General features: G+C 49.6%; 16 protein-coding genes. 2 read left to right on the top strand and 14 right to left on the bottom strand.

Features of this window, described 5'->3' with window-relative positions; genetic code table 11:
* Positions 1-11: 11 nt before the first annotated feature.
* On the bottom strand, positions 12-1835 hold the full coding sequence (glmS, locus tag ACYQ2L_RS01620) for a glutamine--fructose-6-phosphate transaminase (isomerizing) (protein WP_460050344.1): 1824 nt from the start codon (positions 1833-1835) through the stop codon (positions 12-14).
* 82 nt (positions 1836-1917) lie between these two features.
* On the opposite strand from glmS, the gene ACYQ2L_RS01615 reads away from it, so the two are divergent.
* Positions 1918-2970: a lipoprotein TP_1001-related protein gene (locus tag ACYQ2L_RS01615; RefSeq protein ID WP_460050342.1), complete on the top strand. Its 1053-nt coding sequence runs from the start codon at positions 1918-1920 to the stop codon at positions 2968-2970.
* Here the strand turns inward: ACYQ2L_RS01615 and trxA are convergent, their stop codons facing one another.
* The 8 genes from trxA to ACYQ2L_RS01575 form a co-directional block, all read right to left on the bottom strand.
* Complete coding sequence (trxA, locus tag ACYQ2L_RS01610) at positions 2971-3291, bottom strand: thioredoxin (RefSeq protein ID WP_460050340.1); 321 nt, start codon at positions 3289-3291, stop codon at positions 2971-2973.
* A 119-nt stretch (positions 3292-3410) separates the two neighbouring features.
* Positions 3411-4313, bottom strand: a complete 903-nt coding sequence (locus tag ACYQ2L_RS01605) for an ABC transporter ATP-binding protein (protein ID WP_460050338.1) — start codon at positions 4311-4313, stop codon at positions 3411-3413.
* The gene (locus ACYQ2L_RS01600; RefSeq protein WP_460050336.1) at positions 4306-5262 is read right to left on the bottom strand and encodes an ABC transporter ATP-binding protein; all 957 of its coding nucleotides are present in this window, start codon (positions 5260-5262) and stop codon (positions 4306-4308) included. The genes ACYQ2L_RS01605 and ACYQ2L_RS01600 overlap by 8 nt, the downstream gene beginning before the upstream one ends.
* A gap of 1 nt (position 5263) precedes the next feature.
* Positions 5264-6178: an ABC transporter permease gene (locus tag ACYQ2L_RS01595; RefSeq protein WP_460050334.1), complete on the bottom strand. Its 915-nt coding sequence runs from the start codon at positions 6176-6178 to the stop codon at positions 5264-5266.
* A gap of 2 nt (positions 6179-6180) precedes the next feature.
* Positions 6181-7170, bottom strand: a complete 990-nt coding sequence (locus ACYQ2L_RS01590) for an ABC transporter permease (RefSeq protein ID WP_460050332.1) — start codon at positions 7168-7170, stop codon at positions 6181-6183.
* 56 nt (positions 7171-7226) lie between these two features.
* A complete protein-coding gene (locus ACYQ2L_RS01585) occupies positions 7227-8930 on the bottom strand; it encodes an ABC transporter substrate-binding protein (RefSeq protein WP_460050330.1) in 1704 nt (567 codons plus the stop codon).
* 63 nt (positions 8931-8993) lie between these two features.
* Positions 8994-9650, bottom strand: coding sequence for a hypothetical protein (locus ACYQ2L_RS01580; RefSeq protein ID WP_460050328.1), 657 nt, complete (start codon positions 9648-9650; stop codon positions 8994-8996).
* Positions 9651-9733: 83 nt separating this feature from the next.
* A complete protein-coding gene (locus ACYQ2L_RS01575) occupies positions 9734-11152 on the bottom strand; it encodes a glycosyl hydrolase family 8 (RefSeq protein WP_460050326.1) in 1419 nt (472 codons plus the stop codon).
* Positions 11153-11632: 480 nt separating this feature from the next.
* Here ACYQ2L_RS01575 and ACYQ2L_RS01570 point away from each other — a divergent pair, with 480 nt between their 5' ends.
* A complete protein-coding gene (locus ACYQ2L_RS01570; protein WP_460050324.1) occupies positions 11633-12388 on the top strand; it encodes a tyrosine-protein phosphatase in 756 nt (251 codons plus the stop codon).
* Between the two features lie 41 nt (positions 12389-12429).
* On the opposite strand, the gene trpA is transcribed toward ACYQ2L_RS01570, so the two are convergent.
* The 5 genes from trpA to trpE are packed head-to-tail and all read right to left on the bottom strand — an operon-like array spanning position 12430 to position 18954.
* Positions 12430-13194: a tryptophan synthase subunit alpha gene (gene trpA, locus ACYQ2L_RS01565; RefSeq protein ID WP_460050322.1), complete on the bottom strand. Its 765-nt coding sequence runs from the start codon at positions 13192-13194 to the stop codon at positions 12430-12432.
* Complete coding sequence (trpB, locus tag ACYQ2L_RS01560; protein ID WP_460050320.1) at positions 13187-14461, bottom strand: tryptophan synthase subunit beta; 1275 nt, start codon at positions 14459-14461, stop codon at positions 13187-13189. Before trpB ends, trpA begins: the two co-directional genes overlap by 8 nt.
* The gene (trpF, locus tag ACYQ2L_RS01555) at positions 14436-15929 is read right to left on the bottom strand and encodes a bifunctional indole-3-glycerol phosphate synthase/phosphoribosylanthranilate isomerase (protein WP_460050318.1); all 1494 of its coding nucleotides are present in this window, start codon (positions 15927-15929) and stop codon (positions 14436-14438) included. Before trpF ends, trpB begins: the two co-directional genes overlap by 26 nt.
* Positions 15926-17548, bottom strand: coding sequence for a bifunctional anthranilate synthase component II/anthranilate phosphoribosyltransferase (locus ACYQ2L_RS01550; protein WP_460050317.1), 1623 nt, complete (start codon positions 17546-17548; stop codon positions 15926-15928). Before ACYQ2L_RS01550 ends, trpF begins: the two co-directional genes overlap by 4 nt.
* On the bottom strand, positions 17545-18954 hold the full coding sequence (gene trpE / locus ACYQ2L_RS01545) for an anthranilate synthase component I (RefSeq protein WP_460050315.1): 1410 nt from the start codon (positions 18952-18954) through the stop codon (positions 17545-17547). The genes ACYQ2L_RS01550 and trpE overlap by 4 nt, the downstream gene beginning before the upstream one ends.
* Positions 18955-19114: the final 160 nt, after the last annotated feature.

The raw sequence follows: 19114 nt of genomic DNA, 5'->3' as shown, positions 1-19114 counted from the left end.
ATCTCTTCAGACTATTCTACCGTAACACTCTTGGCAAGGTTTCTCGGCTGATCCACATCATGTCCGAGGGTTACTGCCATATAATATGAAAGCAGTTGCAGTGGTATCATTACAAGAAAAGGATAGACAAGCGGATTTGCCTGGGGAATGAAAAACACGTCGTCAGCTATTTCGGCCACCTCATTGTCACCCTCACAGGCAATTGCGATAACCGGGCCTTTTCTGGCCTTGACTTCCTTCATATTCGACATCACTTTCTCACGCAATGAATCCGCCGGGACAATAAATACAGATGGAAGCTCCTCGGTAATGAGGGCAATCGGACCATGCTTGATTTCAGCAGCACTGCAGCCCTCGGCGTGAATATAGGAAACCTCCTTCAATTTGAGGGCCCCTTCCATTGCCACCGGATAATTGACTCCGCGACCGAGATACAGAAAGCTGCGAGCCCAGCTGTATTTTTCCGCCAGTAGTTTCAGTTCCTCGGCTTTCTTCAGTATTTCCCTGATTTTATCCGGTACCGATTCCATAGCCTGTATCATGTTTTTTCCTTCATGAAAGGACATATGCCGCATTCTGGCCAGAAAAAGTGCAAACAGATAAAAGACACTGAGCTGACTGGTAAAGGCTTTGGTAGAGGCAACTGCAATTTCCGGACCGGAATGAATATACACACCACCGTCTGATTCCCGTGGTATAGTGGATCCGACTACATTACAGATACCAAGTACCTTGGCTCCTTTCCGCTGCAGTTCCCGCATTGCAAAGAGCGTATCTGCTGTCTCTCCTGATTGTGAGACTACAAAGTACAGGGTATTCCGTTCCACCACCGGATTCCGGTAACGCAGCTCTGAGGAAAGTTCCGCACTGCATGGAATCCTCGCCACCTGTTCCAGCAGGTAGCTGGCAACCAGGCCAGCAAAATAACTGGTACCGGATGCAACGATTCTGATCCGCTCGATATTCACCAGCTCATGGCGGTCGAGGTTGAGTCCTCCAAGGTGTGCGGTGGCGTTATCATGCTCAATGCGTCCCTGCATAGCCCGGAAAATAGATTCCGGCTGTTCGAAAATCTCTTTAATCATGTAATGAGGAAAGTTACCCTTCTCGATCTCATCAAGATCCCAGTTAACGGTATCAACAGTCTTTGACAGTGTTTTATTACGCAGGTCTGTTGTCCTGAATCCTTCGGGATGAACAACAACAACTTCACCGTCATCCAGGTATACAACCTGACGGGTATACCCGACAATTGCGGTAACATCTGAAGCAAGAAACAGCTCATTATCACCAATCCCGAGCACAAGGGGAGAGCCATTCCGCGCACCTACAATCAGCCCTGGTTGATCGCTGTGCATGACGAGAATTCCATAGGTGCCCTGAAGCAATGACAAAGCTCTTTTTACAGCTGCTTCCAGATCGCCGTCATAAAAGGAAGAAACGAGGTGGGAAATAACCTCGGAGTCGGTCTCACTGCGAAATACGATACCCTGTTCCTGGAGACGGGCACGCAGCGGGGCATAGTTTTCAACAATTCCATTATGTACAACTGCAATTTTGTTGTCAGTATCGGCGTGAGGATGAGCATTCACATCGTTTACTTCACCATGAGTTGCCCATCGGGTGTGGCCTATACCCCAGGTACCGGGCATATTATCAGGTACAACAGCCCTGAGATCAGCAATCTTACCCTTTGTTTTTATTATATTTAAAACACCATCCGAACCCGTACACAAGCCGGCTGAGTCATAGCCACGGTATTCGAGGCGTTTCAAGCCATCCAAAATCACATCCGAGGCCACTTTCGGCCCACAATAACCAACTATTCCGCACATATGCCAGAAAAATAGCACATAAAATGCATTATTTCCAAGCACTGTTCAATGTTTGCTACATTCAGGTGCTGTATAGATTAGTATGAAAAAGCAAAAACAATTCCCCGGGGTCGTATTTCGGATTATAGCAGGAGGAGCATTAATTCTGCTCTTCAATTCCTGTGTCGAGACAACCGCAGATGCACTGCTCTTCCTGAACCAGGGATTACATCCCCCGGCTGTTCTCTCTGTAGAAATGAGCAATTCCAGACGGATAGAGATCCAGTGTGACAGTCATTTAAGCAGTGCATCAATGCGAATTGACCCAGCTATAGAAATTCTGGACTCCGGTGTTGACGGAAAAACTGCCTGGTTTGAGCTGGGGGAAGATGCAGAGACAGGACGACGCTACAAAATGATCATTGTCATAGAGAATGACAGGGGTCACAGCACACAGGCAGTCAGAATAGTAAGCGGATACAATCCTGAGCCAGTCACCATGATATTCAACGAGATTATTATGAGAGGATCAGGGAATAATCCCGACTGCATTGAATTCCTTGTCCTTGAAGGAGGGAATCTCGGTGGAATGGCCTGGTATCTCGGGACTCCAGATCTGCATGATGCGGTATATTTTTTTCCGGGTATCCGGGTTGAAGATGGTGAATATATAGTTCTTCATGTCAGACCGGAAGGAATTCCAGAGGAACGCGACGAATTAGGTGAGGACCTCTCGGAATCCGGAGGTAGACAGGCGCATCCTGAAGCACGGGACCTGTGGCTGCCACAGGAAACAGGCCTTCCTTCGAATAATGCCGTACTTACATTATTTGACGGTGGAAATATACCTGTAGACAGTTTTATCTACAGCAACAGAGACAGCGATTCCGACCAGCAATACAGGGGATTCGGTACCTCGAAAATGCTCAGATGGGCAGATCAGATAGCTGGATATGGTACATGGACCTATGAAGGACCACAAATCCGTCCGGAGGACTGCGTATCCCCTGAAGGATCCACCGGGACACGTTCGGTGAACCGAAAAAAGCCGAACCACGACAGCCGCGTCCCGGGAAGCAGGGAGTTGTGGTACATTGTTCCAACCAGAGGTGCTACTATCGGATCCAGAAACTCAGATGAGGTATATGAACCCTGATTATGAGAGGTATGGGGTGACTATTTCGATAAGCGTAGTCTTGGGAGCCGCACCGACATGCCGCTCCACTTCCCCGCCATCCTTGAACAGAAGAAGTGTAGGAATACTTACTACCTCATATTCCGACGCCAGACTGCTTTGACTGTCAACGTCAATTTTGGCGATTTTCAGCCGCCCGGAATATTCCTTCGCCAGCTCCTCGAGAACGGGACCAAGCATTTTACATGGCATACACCAGTCAGCCCAGAAATCAACCAGTACCGGAACAGATGAAGCGAGAACTTCGGCTTCGAAATTTTCCTTTGTTACTTCTACTTCCACATCGGCCTCCACACGTCCAGTATGAAATATCGCAGGACATGGGTCAATCATCCCGGAGAGAAAAGGTCAGCCAGCAGTTCGCAGGCTGCTGGCTGACCAACAGAATATGGAGGAAGACGCTATTCCTGCTCCACCGCAACCCAATGCTGCGGCTCTGCTTCATACTGTTTTACATGACCCGCACTACTGTCCGGATCAAACAGTCGAACGGGAACATTGATGCCAGAGGGGGCCTCATGATCCACCCATTTCTGATCAAGACGAGGGACAGCAGCCAGAAGTTTTCTGGTATAGGGATGGACAGGATTCGCATATACCTTGCGCGTATCGCCTGATTCAACCATGAATCCCTTGTAAAGAATTACCGTCTTCTGACTGATGTAGTAGCCCAGGGAAAGGTCATGAGTAATAAACAACACAGATAAACCACGTGACTCAGCCAGCATGCCCAGCAGATTGAGCACATCGATTCGGGTCGAGGCGTCCAGCATGCTTATGATTTCATCTGCCACCAGCAGCTTGACATCCAGCAGGAGGGCTCTCGCAATCAACACACGCTGCAATTGCCCTCCAGAAAGCTGGTAAGAGAACTTCCCCAGTACATCTGAAGGATTCAGACCAACAGAGGTCAACACGTCATTGATTTTCCTCTGCCATTCGCGCATTCCGAGACCGGGAAAAAATTGATCCTTTACCAACCGGAACACTCTGTCGGCTTTAAAAATTGGATTAAAAGTGGAGAATGGATCCTGGAATACCCCCTGAACGTCACGGTAATATTCCTTTAGATCCGCCCTGGAGTTGATACCTTCGATATTCTTCCCCAGAAACTCTATTTTACCTTCAGTAGATGGACTCAGTTTGAGAACCATCTTTCCGATGGTTGTTTTTCCTGAACCACTTTCCCCAATCAAGGAAACTACTTCTCCCGGCTCAACGGTAAAGCTCACTTTATCTACCGCACGACAGGCCCCGGAACCAGCTGATTTATATACCTTGGTTAATTCGGCTATGTTAAGCATTACCCACCTCCCAGCAATGTACAATATGACCGTTTCCAAGGTCTGTTGGAGGAGGAACGGTCAGGCATTTTTCGCTGGCCAGTGGACAGCGTTCCCTGAAGCGGCAGCCCTGTGGAGGATTCAGCAAGGCCGGCGGCCTGCCCGGAATACTATATAGTTTTTTCTCGTCATATCTGACACCAGCCTCAGGCATCGCACCGACCAGTGCTTGAGTGTATGGGTGACGTCCCCTATGAATGATTTCCTCTGCATTGCCGATTTCTGCAAGCTGACCGGCATACAGGATCATAATCCTATCAGCAATCTGATAAAGCACGGGAACATCATGTGTTACGAAAGTAACAGAGTTCACCAGTTTCTGATCACGGAATTCTACAATCAGCTCGGAGACAAGCTTCTGGGTGGTCACATCCAGAGCAGAAGTAATCTCGTCACACAGCAGCAATGAAGGATCAAGCAAAGTCGAGATCACCATGACTACACGCTGCATCATACCACCAGATAACTCTATCGGATATTTCTTCATTACACCGGCTGGAAGGCGTACTATATCCAGCCGATTCCGGCATTCATTCAACAGTTTCGAACTATCCAGATTCCGCATTGCGGCAAGATCACGTACTATATTCTCAATGCGTAGAATGGGATTCAGTGCATTCAATGCATACTGTGGAATAATTGACAGATCATTGAAGCGCTTTTTCTTCATGCTTCGGTCATCATTAATCAGCAGAGGCTGACCATCGAGGCTTACATGCCCGCCTTCCCAGCTCATTGGTCGTCTGAATCGAACCAGGGACATGCTCAGGGTTGTTTTTCCGCATCCCGATTCACCAGCAATTCCCAGGATTTCTCCATCATTAACACGAAAACTGACATCATCCAGGGCCTGCACCTGTCCATGAATTGTGTTGTAATATATTTTCAGGTTTTGTACTTCAAGTGCCATATCAGAGCTCCCTCAACTTCGGGTTGAAAACTTCATCCAGTCCGGAATTCATGAAATACATGGAGCTGACGATTGCCATAATCGTCAAACCGGGAGGGAAAAACCACCACCAGTGCCCATACATCAACGCACTCTGCTGCATTCCTTCCTGCATCATTACCCCCAGAGAAATTCCCTGGGTTGGCCCGAGCCCGATAAAATCAAGAGCAGATGAGTATAAAATACTTGCCCCGAACAAAATAATGTAAATCATGACAACATAGGATCCCATGTTCGCTGCAATATCCTCTACGATAATCCTCCATGTTGGTGTGCAGCTGATTTTAGACAGACTCACATAACCGCGCTGTTTCAGGGTCAATGTCTGAGATCGAACGGAACGGGCAATCCATGGCCATTGAATCAATCCTAGAATAATCGACTGAAGCAGCACCCCACGAAAATTGAGATAAGCCGCAATAATAAGGAATAACGCAATAACAGGTATCACCAGTAGAATATTGGTCAGCATCATCAGAATTTCATCGATCCAGCCGCCTTTATATCCCGCCACGAACCCTATTGTGAGTCCAATCAGTGTAGCCAGCCCCCCACCGAGGAACCCGATCAAAAACGCCGATCGCAGGGCATATACAAACTGTACATATACATCTTCACGGCCAGCTGTGGTTCCAAATACATGTTCAGCCGATGGCGGGGCTGAACGATACTGTGTTCGTGAGCGGATACCATATTCGCCACTCAACAGCATAGGACCCACAATAGCCCATATAAAAAAGAACAGGAAAATACCTATGCCGATTTTCAGCTTGGTATTCTGCCTGGCGTAATAAAAAAACTCGAAACGTTTTTGTTTGCTTTCCTCATTTTTCAGTTTTTTATTATCTATAGTTTCTGTTGTTTTTGCTGTTGACATATTTAATCTCCTGCAACCGAAAGTCGCACACGCGGATCAATAAATGCATAGGAAACATCAACCAGGAAATTGGCAATCAGAACTGCTACAACGAGCAGAAGAAATGCCCCCTGGGCAACGAAATAATCCTGCTGCAAGATAGACTCAACCATTATTTTTCCGATTCCGGGATACTGAAACAGAACTTCAAGGGTGATATTCCCTACCAGAATCATACCGATCTGCGTCGCAAGTCCGGTTATCTGCGGAAGCTTTGCGTTATTGAATGCATAACGTCGAATAAGAGAATCAGGAGCTCCAAGAGTTTCAAGGTATCGTGAATAATCCGATTCGAGCTCGTAGATGATCATATTGCGCATTCCGATTGCCCAGCCGCCAAGCTGAACAAAAAACAGGGATAGAAATGGCAGCGCCCAGTGATGAAAGAAATTCAGAATGAATGGCAGGTTAAATCCTGGTAGAATGGTACCGCGGAACGGTAAGGCGAGAGGAAACCAGTCAAGGTTGACCGCAAATACCCATGCCAGGAAGATACCGAGCCAGAAATATGGAGTTGACACAATAACGTACCAACCTGGAAGCACTGCTGAGTCCAGGAATTTTTTCCTGGCGGCCGCCGCACCAACCTTATTACCAATTATGAAGCTCAGCAGCAGAGCAGGAACCGTCAGAATCAGGGTGTACGGTAAGGCCGGGAACAGGAGGCCAGCCACATCCTTTGGGTAATGCATTATACTTACACCGAGGTCCCCGCGAAAAAGCGACGACAAATACGTAAAATATTGCTGGATAAGAGGCTTATCAAAACCGAATGCCTCATTCAACCTGAAATAGATTTCCTGTGACTGGACATCACTGCCGCGGGAAAGCTGCGAAACCAGATTGACGATCGGGTCACCTGGCATAACCCTCGGGAGCATCCAGTTCAAGGTAATGGCCACAAAAAATGTAAGGCCATACACGAACAGTTTGCGCAGAAGATAGCGTCTCACTTTTTTCTCCTTATGCTGAAAGGGACCGGCAGAAGCCAGCCCCCAGGTTGCGAATTCTATCGAAGTTCGATTTCTGAAAGCATCTTGAGCCCTCCGACCTGAAGCTTGTCGGTGAAGAGGGAAGGATAATGCTTGTTTGTGGTGTTTTCCCCAGGCCAGTTGGTCCATGTGCTGTCGTTGGCAGCAAACCACATGCCGTTTACCCATAAGGGGATAGCAGGCATTTCCTGCATGTGTATTTTCTGGATTTCCCGGATAAACTCGTTACCGGCAGCATGATCGCCAACCTGAGTCATCGCAAATTCCTCGACCAGATCCCGCAATTCTTCATTGTCATAGCGACCAAAATTACCACTCCATTCATCTGCACCAATGTCTGTCAAACTCGAAAAGAGCCATCGGTAAATGGTATATGGTGAATGAGAGATATATGATCCCCAGTTCTGAAGAATCAATTCAAAATGGCCTTTGACCATATCAGACTGCCAGCGGCCTTCATCCGGAAAGGAGACATCTCCACGCAAACCTATATCTGAAAGATTTTCTACGATAATCCGGGCCGCGCCCATCCAGTCTGTCCAGCCGTACGGAGTAGCAAGGGTGTAGCGGATCGGAGTTCCGTCAGGAAGCTGTCGCCATCCATCACCATTCTGATCGGTGTAGCCGGCGGCATCCAGAATACGATTCGCCTCTGCCGGATCGTAGCTGAAGCCATAATCGCGGGCAATGTCTTCATTGTTGTATGGTGCCCATGCAGGGATATCGATCAGACCAAGGGAATTCGGAGTGGCTTCAGCCATGTTCTCGAATGCGACGTCTACAATCTCTTCGACATTCACTGCATGTGCCATTGCACGACGTACATCAGCATTGTCGAAAGGTGCAACTGTAGTGTTCGGCATGAGAAACACTACGTTATCCGGAAGCATATACGGCTCATTCTCGTGCCAGGTATGAATATTTGCATTCGACCTCTTGAGTATTGGCGTACCAGGAATAAAGTTATTGGCCATATCGAGTTCTCGACCCTGTGATAGCAGGCCGAGTGCAACGTTATTCGCCATACTCCTGAGATATACAACCCGCCTTGCCGGAAAACTCATATCGAGAGCTTCCTTCCCCCACCAGTCATCGTCACGCAGATACACAACACGGTCCTGCTGAACCGATTCGACTACATAAGGGCCTGAACCGAGTTTTGCTAGTGGATCAACCTGATGATCAGTTGCAGCCGCGCCCTGTACTTCAGACCAATACGATTTCGGTATGATTGGCCAGGTGTAGAGTTGCGCCTGCATCGCATGATAACTGGGCTCGTCAAATCGAACCCGGACGATGTTTCCCTCAACTTCTGGTGTGTTACGACCATAGAACGGATTACTCCATGCTGCGTAATCTATTGAAAACGCAACATCCTCTGCTGTAAGTGGATCACCGTTTGCCCAGCGGGCGGTTTCCTGAATTTCGAGAACCAGGGTATCCCCTTCCCAGTGGTAGCTTTTAGCAATCCACGGAGTCATTTCATCCGTCAGCGGGTCATAGAAAAATAACGATTCATATACGAATCCTCTAAGACCTGCTGGAACACTCCATGTTATAGGATTGAAGGATGTCGGGATTGCCCACATACCACCGGTAACGAATACTGTCTCGGAGCGGTTAAACCCGCCAACTCGTTCTACCTGCCCCTCCTGCTGTCCTCCGGCAAACAGCAATGAAGCGACGGTAAGTAGACCAAGAACCAATAATGCTCTTTTCATTTTTCTCTCCTTAATATTTTGTTTTTACGTAAAAACATTTGCTAAAAAAATATAGCGCCTGAATTAATTCATCGATATACCAAACAACTCCAGATGAGTCAGCCGAAAGAAACTGCCTTCACCGTAGTTGTTACCCGGCACCAGATATACCGCATTTACATTTTCGAGCTTGAGAGGTATTGCTTCTGAAGCCGGGGTGGCCCAACCGGGCTGCTCGAAATCCTCTACACTGACGTATACAGTTTCAGGACCATTTTTGGTTTCAGGAAGTGTAAACTGATAGTGTGCATAGGAATTGTCACCATCTGGTCCGAAATCCGTCTGGGAAAACTTCAGGATAAAGGGATTATCATGCTCATAGGTAATTTTGATCCCCTGAGTTCCATCCAGTGCTTGATCAATCATGGAAACGACCTCGACCCATGGCCACTGGTTCGGTCCCGGTAACGCAGCCAGAAAGAAATCAACCTCCAGAACCCCATCCGCAGGACCTGACCACTCAACCTCAGATCCATAATCACAGGCAACACCATACCATCTGTCCTCAGGCAGGGTTTCCAGTAGATTTCCGGTGCTAGTATCCAGATCAGCCCATGCCGGGATGACAGCAGCCTCAACGACATCAGCTTCAAGCGGAGCAGTCGCTACCGCAGCGTCCCCGGCAGTAGCACAGGAAAAAAAAGTCATGCTCAAAATGAGCAGCACAAGTACGGTTTTCATATATCCGCACCTCCTCCATAATGTATATCCAACACCCAACGGGTGCTTTTTCTTGAATTAAACCAGCATGAACGCGTAGTGCCTCAGGGGTTCGGCAGACGCCACACACCCGACAGAACAAACAATGAGTGCAGACGGATTGAATCTCCATAGTAGCGACTCAGATTATCAATGTTATGCGTATAGGAGGAATCCAGCCAATCCTGATGCTGGTCACTGACAGCAGCACTTAACATAAAAGGAGCCGCAAAATCACTTTGACCTGTGCTTCGCCCCTCTATCGGGGAACCGGCCTCTCCACCTCGGATGTAGTACCCGGCATTAATTCTGGAGGCATCACCGCCCGCAGCCTGCTTGATCCATTCATTAAGCATTTCGATTTCGTCCAGAATCACTGGATCACCATATGACAGGTAGTCAGCAGCGAAGCGCCAGGGGACCCGACAGTTATTCCAGTTATAATCACCGTCATATTCAGTTTCCAGAACCCTCCCGTCAGATGGCTCATAACTTCCATCCTCTGTTCTGAGCATAAAGTCAGGCAGCAAACCTGTACCCTCGCTCCAATCCTCAATAACCTGTTTGATAATGGCAACCTTGTAATTCAGTGAACGTTCCCAGTAATCCGCATGTCGGGTATCTGCATTAGCAAAGGCCCTGAAATGTCCAAGCATGAAGTCAGAACCACGAGTCGTCCGATGATAATCTCCAGTGTCCATAAAGGCCCAGTCTCCAAGATGAAGCATACCAGTCTCACGGTGGATATTAACCGATCTGATTCCGTCAATGACCTTCCGGGCTTCACGCTGGTAATTGATCCCTCCATCACTGCCCCATAAATCATGAGCGAGCAACAAGGCATATGCTATATCCATGTCTCCATCCGTGGCATTCGAGCCGACAGGGTCGTTGATTATCCGGGTAATGGTTCCACTTCCGTCCGGATTCAATCCTTCCCCGAACTGCCTCCAGCACATCAAGCGTGAATCCAGAGGACTGGGATAGGCATTTTTGTAGCGCACAAATGCATCAAAATCCAGCTGACCCTGCCAGGCATATTCCGGATCCAGATCTGCAGCAAGCACAATGGCCAGCATTCCATATCCATGAGCCTCGGACACGGTCACGGAAGTCTTATCGACCCAGGTCACGGATGGATCATCCCGGTCTCCAGCAAGCCAGTCCAGATAAGATTGCCGGGGACTTACCCCCGGAACATCAGCGAAATATTTCTCCCTGAAGACATGAAAGGTTTCTCTGGTAAAATCACGTAGATCTTCCTGTGTATAGCCGCTTGGCAGCTGGGCCTGAATATCTGTCCACTGATGCATTTCCGGCCGTTCAAACAATCCTTTACTGGCCAGGTATTCAGCTTCAGCGGCATTGCTTAAGGTATGCACCGGATCCGAATCAGATGTTCCTTGATGTTCTGTCACACAGGCTGACAAGGCAAGCAAAACTACAGCCAGACAAGCAGAAATTAATAAAAAATAATATTTCACATATCCCCCGATACCCCTGAGAGCACTCATGCAAAAAAATCTGCAGAATCTCAGGAATTGTTTTCACGTGAAAACATAGTAACACTGCTTCAGAAGGAGGTCAAGGAAAAGAACTTGAGAATTCGCTACTGATGCGATGAGGAAATTGCACGCAATTTTGCAGTTTCCTCATCCGAGTGCTTTTTTCTAACTACTCCAGCAATTCAAGATGTGCGCCAGCATATAGCTCAATACAATGTGTTTGTATGTCAAAAATCTCTAATCGATTTGGAAGCACCTACGCCAACATGGCAGATCTGCCATGTTGGCGTAGATACTCACACGGGACATAGAGATTTTTGATCTTTTACGAAATAACCGTTCATGTAAAGGCGCACATCTTGAATTGCTGTAACTACTCACAAACCATTGGCATAGGGCACTTTTTCCGGTTAGAGTGAGAGTTCAATATGTGTTATCGGGCAAAAGGCTGAATCAGGCATGAAAAAAATACGTAATTTCCGGGATATTGGGGGACTTGAAGTCCAGGACGGCAGAAAAATTCGCAAGGGGATGCTGTACCGCTGCGGAAGCCTCCACCGGGCCAGTAAGGCAGATATCAGAAAACTCTCAGAGCTCGGCATAGATATAATCGTAGACCTCCGCTCTTCCGAGGAGCGTGGCAAATACCGCAGCCGGCTCCCGGCCTCCGGAAATCTTGCGGTACACTGCCTGCCGATACTGGATCAGGCTAATTCAACACTTCTGTCGGAAGTTGCCTCAAGAGTATGGAACAAGGATTTTGAAGACTTCGATGTAGATAAAATCATGGAGAATACAAACCGGGAATTTGTGAGCGACTGGTCAGATCAGTTCGCTGGATTTTTCCGGATTCTCCTTTCAGCCAAGGCAAAACCGGTACTCTGGCATTGTACCGGAGGCAAGGACAGAACGGGATTTTCAAGTGCTATCCTGCTTCGTGTTCTTGGGGCCGGAATGGATGGTATTATCCGTGATTATCTGGTCAGCTTCGATCACCCTCCTCTGAGCGATTGGCAGCTAACTGTACTGCGCATCTGGCGCGGTAAACAGACAGCGGATATTATACGGCATTTAATGTCAGTAAGAGCTAACTGGATTGAAGCTGCATTCGATGAAATCGACAGAATCTGGGGCAGTTTTGATGCGTATAGAGCTGAAGCATTGGGGATCAGCGACAAAGAAGTCAGAACACTGCAGGACCTGCTTCTGGAGTAAATAAGAAGCAAGGCCTGCAGGCAATCTATTGCGGCAGCAGATTAGAACGAAAGCAGGTCCGCCAGGAACTCTGCAAGTCTGTCAGCCACAGTATCAGGACTGCTCTGTCCGATAATCTCAACAAAGGCTGAACCGATCACCACCCCCTGAACATGCCTTGAAAGGGCCTCGACCTGGGCCCGCTCCCGAATACCGAATCCCGCGAAAATCGGGGCTTTCAGTGTACCGAGCGTATCGAGGAATCCAAGATTTTCATTACCTATTTCAGTTTTGCTTCCGGTTATACCGGAACGCAGTGCAGCATAGACACCCCGGGGATGCACATTTCGTATCAAGCTGATTCTTTCGGCTGGTGTGTTTGGAACAACCACCGGCCAGACATCAAGGCCTTCGGCTGCTGCAATCCGGTACAGCCCTTCATCTGCATCTACAGGCAGATCCGGCACAATCAGTCCTGCAGCCCCTGCATTTTTGGCATCCTGGATAAAACGTTCCACACCGCGCGTATATACGAGGGAAGCATAGGACATAATAAAAACCGGCAAATCATAGGCCGCGGTCACGTCCCGGACAAAAGCGAAGCCCTCATTAACCCTGAAGCCCTGTTCCAGTGCCTGTGAACAGGCAGCCTGTATAACCGGACCATCCGCAGTGGGATCAGAAAACGGGAACTGTATCTCAAGATGAGTTGCTCCTCCCCGGACAAGTCCATCCACCGCAGCCCGGGCTGTCAGTCGATCCGGATAGCAGGGAATCATATGAGCCATAACCTGTGGTCTTCCGCCATTTTCTGTATTTTCACGCATTGAGATCCTCCTCTCCTGCTGACGTCCCCTTTGCTGCCTGTATTGCCTTCGCAGCTCCATCCGCCTCACTGAGCAGATACTCTCTCCAGCGTACAGGGTCGAGTTCACGGGCTGTAATAAATAAATCCTTGTCACCACGGCCGCTCATGTTGATAATCAGCGTGCTGTCAGAAGGAAGATCAGGAGCCATTTTCAATGCCGCCGCTGCACCATGGGCTGATTCGAGAGCAAAAATTACTCCTTCATTTCTCGCCAGCAGCTGCAGCGCATCCAGTGCTTCCTGATCACTAGCCTGACAGAACTCTATCCTGCCGCTTTTTCCCAGATGGGCAAGCTGAGGTCCAATACCTGCATAATCCAGACCCGCTGAAATGGAATGGGTATGCTGCACCTGTCCATCCTCATCCAGCAGAAACAGACTCTTGTAACCCTGTACTATGCCTACACTTCCAGTACCATGCATGCGGGCCGCATTTTCACCGATTGAAGGTCCGGTACCGCCGGCCTCCACACCAATCAGTCGGACAGTACTGTCTTCAAGAAAGGGAGCAAACATACCGATTGCGTTGGATCCGCCTCCGACACAGGCTACCAGTACATCCGGTTTGATATTCCGACTGCTTGTCTGTTCCTTGATTTCCTTGCCGATGACCGACTGAAATTCGCGTACAATATCCGGGAATGGTGCGGGACCGAGCGCCGAACCAAGCAGATAATGAGTATCCGAGAAGCTTCCTGCCCAGTCTCTCAGAGCCTCGTTCACGGCATCCTTCAAGGTTCTGCTACCGGATTTTACAGGAACAACTTTGGCACCATAGAGCTCCATGCAGTATACGTTGGGCCGCTGCCGTGCAATGTCCACCTCACCCATATAGATTGTACAATCGAGACCTAGCTTGGCACAGACCGCTGCAGTAGCCAGCCCGTGCTGACCGGCCCCGGTCTCAGCGATAATCCGGGTCTTTCCCATATGCTTGGCTACGAGAGCCTGCCCCAGGGCATTGTTGATTTTGTGGGCCCCGGTGTTTGCAAGCCCTTCCAGTTTAATGTATATCTGCGCACCACCGAGTTCACGACTGGTATTCTCCGCATAAAGCAGGGGCGTAGGCCGCCCGACATAGTCAGTCAACAGACGCTGGTATTCATTCTGGAAATCCTGACTGTTATAGCAGTCCGTAAAGGATTGCTCGAGTTCGATCAAAGCAGGGCGAAGGACCTCTGCTACATAACTACCACCAAACTCACCGAATATTTTCTGCAGCTCCACGCTGTACCTCCTCAATAAATGCCCGGATCTTACGGGGATCCTTCTTTCCGGGATGCGATTCCAGGCCGCTTGCTACATCTACAAGCTCAGGTCTGAAATCCCTTACTGCCTGTCTGACATTCTCCGGATTCAGCCCTCCAGCCAGCCAGAGCGGTCCTTTCACACTTTCAACAATATCTGCTGGTATGCGGTGGCCGCTGCCGCCATATGCCCCGTCCGGGGATCTTGCGTCAACGAGCACTCTAGGACAATGATAGTTATCTGCTTCCGCACAATCTGCAACGGAGGCAGGACGGATTGCCTTGTAATACGGAAAAGCCATTGGAAAACAATCAGCGGGAAGCTCATCTCCGCTGAACTGGACGGCATCGAGTATGCCTTCCTGCAGCAGCTGCTGAACCTCTGCCGGGAACTGTTTGTCACCTCCGCATACTACCACTCCGACCTTGAGTGCCCGGGTTTTACCCAGCGACCTCAACATGGAGGCTTCCGCCCGGCGCGGGCTGTCCGCAAAGACAAATCCCAGCAGATCTGCACCCTGCTGATCCGCAAAGCGTGCATCTTCCTGCCAGGTCAGTCCGCATATCTTGATCAGGGGACGATAGTCACAGTTCCCGCAGTCACGGTTCCCGTCGCTTGCGTTCTCCGATATTCTCCTGGCGATCCGTGGCCAGAAATCATGCCGTCCCGTATATGACAGTCCTCTCACTATGCCTGTAATCCTGTCAGGAGAGCGCATTACGGCCTCTCCAACCAGCACTGCGTCAAAAGCGCTGCTTGCCGCGAGGGCTGCATGCTCTTCCTCAAAAACACCTGACTCGAAAACCCAGCGGGGAGACCAGTTGCTGTCATTCCCGGCAAGTTCCCGCAGTCTCAGGGGTACCAGTGGATCCATCCTGAATGTTTTAAGATCCCTGCTGTTGACTCCTACCAGGGGAGGTGCAATCGGGCGTACTGCTTCAAGCTCCTCGACGGTATGCAGTTCAACCAGAGCCTGCATACCGAGTTCAAGCGCGCGCGTATGCATACGTTCCAGTTGAGCGGGTTCAAGTACTGATGCTATCAAAAGGACTGCATCAGCGCCTGCCCTGTAGGAAATTTCGATATCCTCTTCATCCAGCAGGAAATCCTTACGAAGTACCGATAGTTGAGGATACTGCTGCTTTACCCTTCTGAGATCCTCTAGAGAACCCCCGAAGTATTCCGGCTCTGTCAGCACGGATACCGACTGAATTCCCCGGCTCACGTACTTTGCAGCCTGCATGACCGGGTCGGCACCTGGTCCAATATCTCCCCTGCTCGGGCTCTTTCTCTTTATCTCACAGATTACAAATGGATCACGTCCGAATGTAACCAGCGGCACATCTCTTGCATCCGGGACGAACTCGCCCTGGGCATGTCCGGTCCTGCTGATTCGAGCCCGTCTGGAATCGACTATTTTATGCAGAACGTCTGATTCTCCGCTCATGCTGCACCACCAGTCATCTCATCAGCCAAGGTCCTGGTCGAGTCAACTGTGTCCGCAAGCTTCCTGGCCGCTCTCCCGTCATCAATAGCGGCGCGGGCCATCCGGTATCCTTCCTTCAGATCCGACGCAAGACCGAAAATCCAGAGAGCAGCACCTGCATTCAGAGAAACCGAGTCAGTAACCGCCATAGGTCCATTTCCGGAAAGCACACTGCGTGCAATATCTGCATTGTCTTCAGCGCTACCTCCGATTATGTCTTCAATCCGGTATTCCGGCATGCCGAAATCAGCAGGATTAACAATGCTTTTTTCCATACTGCCGTCTGCCTCAAAGCGCAGCACCGAGCTTGGTGCAGATACCGATAGCTCATCCTGGCCGTCATGGCCAAACACAATAGCACCCCGGCGCACACCGAGTAGCTGAGCAGCCCTGGCCATCGTCTCCATGAGCGACTCACTGTAGACACCAATAACCTGGTATTCTGTCCCGGCAGGATTTACCAGGGGGCCAACCAGATTCATGATTGTCTTGATCGCCATCTGTTTGCGGGCCGGCGCTGCATAGCGCATAGCACTATGGTAAACTGGTGCAAACAGAAAGGCAAAACCATTCTGTTCCAGCACCTGCTCGGTCTGTTCCGGCTGCAGGTCAATCTTCATTCCCAGTGCCTGATAGAACTCGGAGCTTCCACTACGGCTGCTCACAGCACGGTTTCCGTGCTTGGCAACCCTGGCTCCTGCAGCTGCAGCCGTAACCGCAGCCAGGCTGCTGATATTGAAGGTTCCCTTTCCGTCACCCCCGGTTCCGCAGGTATCAATAGCCGGTCCGCTGGTCTTGAGAACCCGACGCTTCGCCTGCAGCACCCGTGCGCAGCCGGCAATCTCTTCCGGTGCGGCGCCCTTGGTCTGTATTGCTGCTAGAAAGGCTGCAATCTGCGCATCCCCAAGGTTGCCTTCTGTCAGTTCCTCCATGAATGTAGAGGCCTCGTCCATGCTCAGATCCTCACCGGAGACAATCTTGTTAAGGTAGATCTGCGGTTCAAAGGGCTCACGGCGGTAATTCAGGAAATGCCGCAGCAGCTGCTTCCCGTTTTCGCTGGCAATTGATTCCGGATGAAACTGCACACCTTCGATCTCGAATTCGCGATGCCGCACTCCCATAATCTCACCATCACTGCTCCATGCCGTAACCTCCAGACAATCCGGTACTGAATCAGGCTTGATTACCAGTGAATGATAGCGGGTGAAAACTGCAGGGCTGTTGATAGATCTGAACAAACCTCGTCCATCCAGCAACATCTGCTCGGCTTTACCATGGACAATTCGTTTGGCCTGCACGATATCGCCGCCGTAGGCGTATCCTATCGCCTGATGCCCGAGACAAACGCCTAAAATCGGCAGCTTCCCGGCAAAAAACTTGATCACCGCCACCGAAAGCCCGGCATCCTCTGGTCTACCGGGACCAGGAGAAATAATAATACGACTCGGGTTCATGCTCTCAATATCAGCCAGACTCACTGCATCATTGCGGATTACCCGGACTTCCTCGTCACTTATTTCCTGCAGATACTGATACAGGTTATGGGTGAATGAATCATAATTATCCAGTAATAAAATCATTTTTCTGCCTCCAATCCCAAAGCTCTCATAAGAGCTGACAGTTTCTCTTCGGTCTCTTCATATTCGCGTTCCGGAACAGAATCATACACTACGCCTGCCCCGGCCTGCAGATAAAAACGCCCATCCTTGCACAAGGCACTGCGGATAGTAATACAGGTATCCATATTGCCATCGGGTTCCATATATCCCACAAGACCTGCATAGAATTTCCTGGGAAGCGGCTCTATTCTGTCTACAATTTCCATGGCACTGATCTTCGGCGCTCCACTGACCGTCCCTGCAGGAAATGTTGCCCTCACAGCATGCACCCCGTTTTTACCCGGAAGCAGCTTGCCCTTTACTCTCGAGACAATGTGCATAACGCGTGAAAATCTCTCGATTTCCATATTCTCGACAACCTCGACAGCACCGGCTTCACAGACCCTGCCAATGTCATTACGCGCAAGATCAATAAGCATAAGGTGCTCTGCCCGCTCTTTCTGGTCGGATAAAAGCTCCAACTCGAGTGCCCGGTCTTCCTCTTCACTTTTTCCCCGTCGACGGGTTCCGGCAATCGGCCTGATAGTCACTTCTCCATCCTTGACCTTTATGTGCATCTCCGGGCTGGAACCGAAAAGCTGGTATGAGCCAAAATCGAGATAAAAAAGATAGGGAGAAGGATTACTGGTCCGCAAACGACGATACGCCTCTCTGGCATCCATTTCTGTCTTCACCTCGACACGGCGTGAAAGCACGCCCTGCAGGAGATTTCCACGAATGATCTCCTGACGGATACTGCGGACACCTTCGAGATAATCCTCACGATCTGCTCCGGGATTAATTATTTCCGCCGGATATGACTGTTCGTCCTGCTGCAGGTAGGTGAAGTTGAGATCATTAATCTGCTGCTCCACAGCTGAAACAGCCGCCTCAAGATCAATTTCGTGTTCCCGATAATTCAATCCGATTATGTAGAGCAGATCAGTGTAGTGATCGAAGATTACAAAGACATGCCCGAACAGAAAGCAGGCATCCGGAAGTTCAAGAGGATCATCTTTTTTTCTGAATTGAACACTGTCGCAGAGTCGTGCGAACTCATAACTCAGGTAGCCGATTCCACCGGCCGGATACGGAAAATCCTGATGCAGCGGTGTATGCTGATCAGCAAAATACTGCAGCAGCCCGAGAATATCCCGTGACTTGCTCTTGATTTTGGAGACACCTTTTTCCGAGCGAAGCAACACATTGCTGCCGTGCTGTTCCAGACGAAAAGCTTCGTCAATCATCAGCACACTGTAACGCTCCCGCCCTCTCTGGTACGATGATGATTCCAGCATCGCACGTGCTGACAGCTTTTTAGCCAGTCCATACGGGGTGAATCGTTCGCCCGGCACAATCTTGATTATGCCATCCTGACGCTTTTGCATATCTATTTCCTCCTCCTAAGGTTTCAGATGCATCCGCGTTCCCAGCACAGCAAAAAAAAGCCGCGCTGGAAAGCGCGGCTAATTTCCGCACGGGCTTTCACAGCGATAACTGTGAAGGCTCGTGCAAACGAGGGCAAGCCTTCACAAGGAAGGCCACCAG

The organism is Spirochaeta dissipatitropha (genome assembly GCF_054657935.1).
This window is presented reverse-complemented; position numbering and strand designations above follow the sequence as displayed.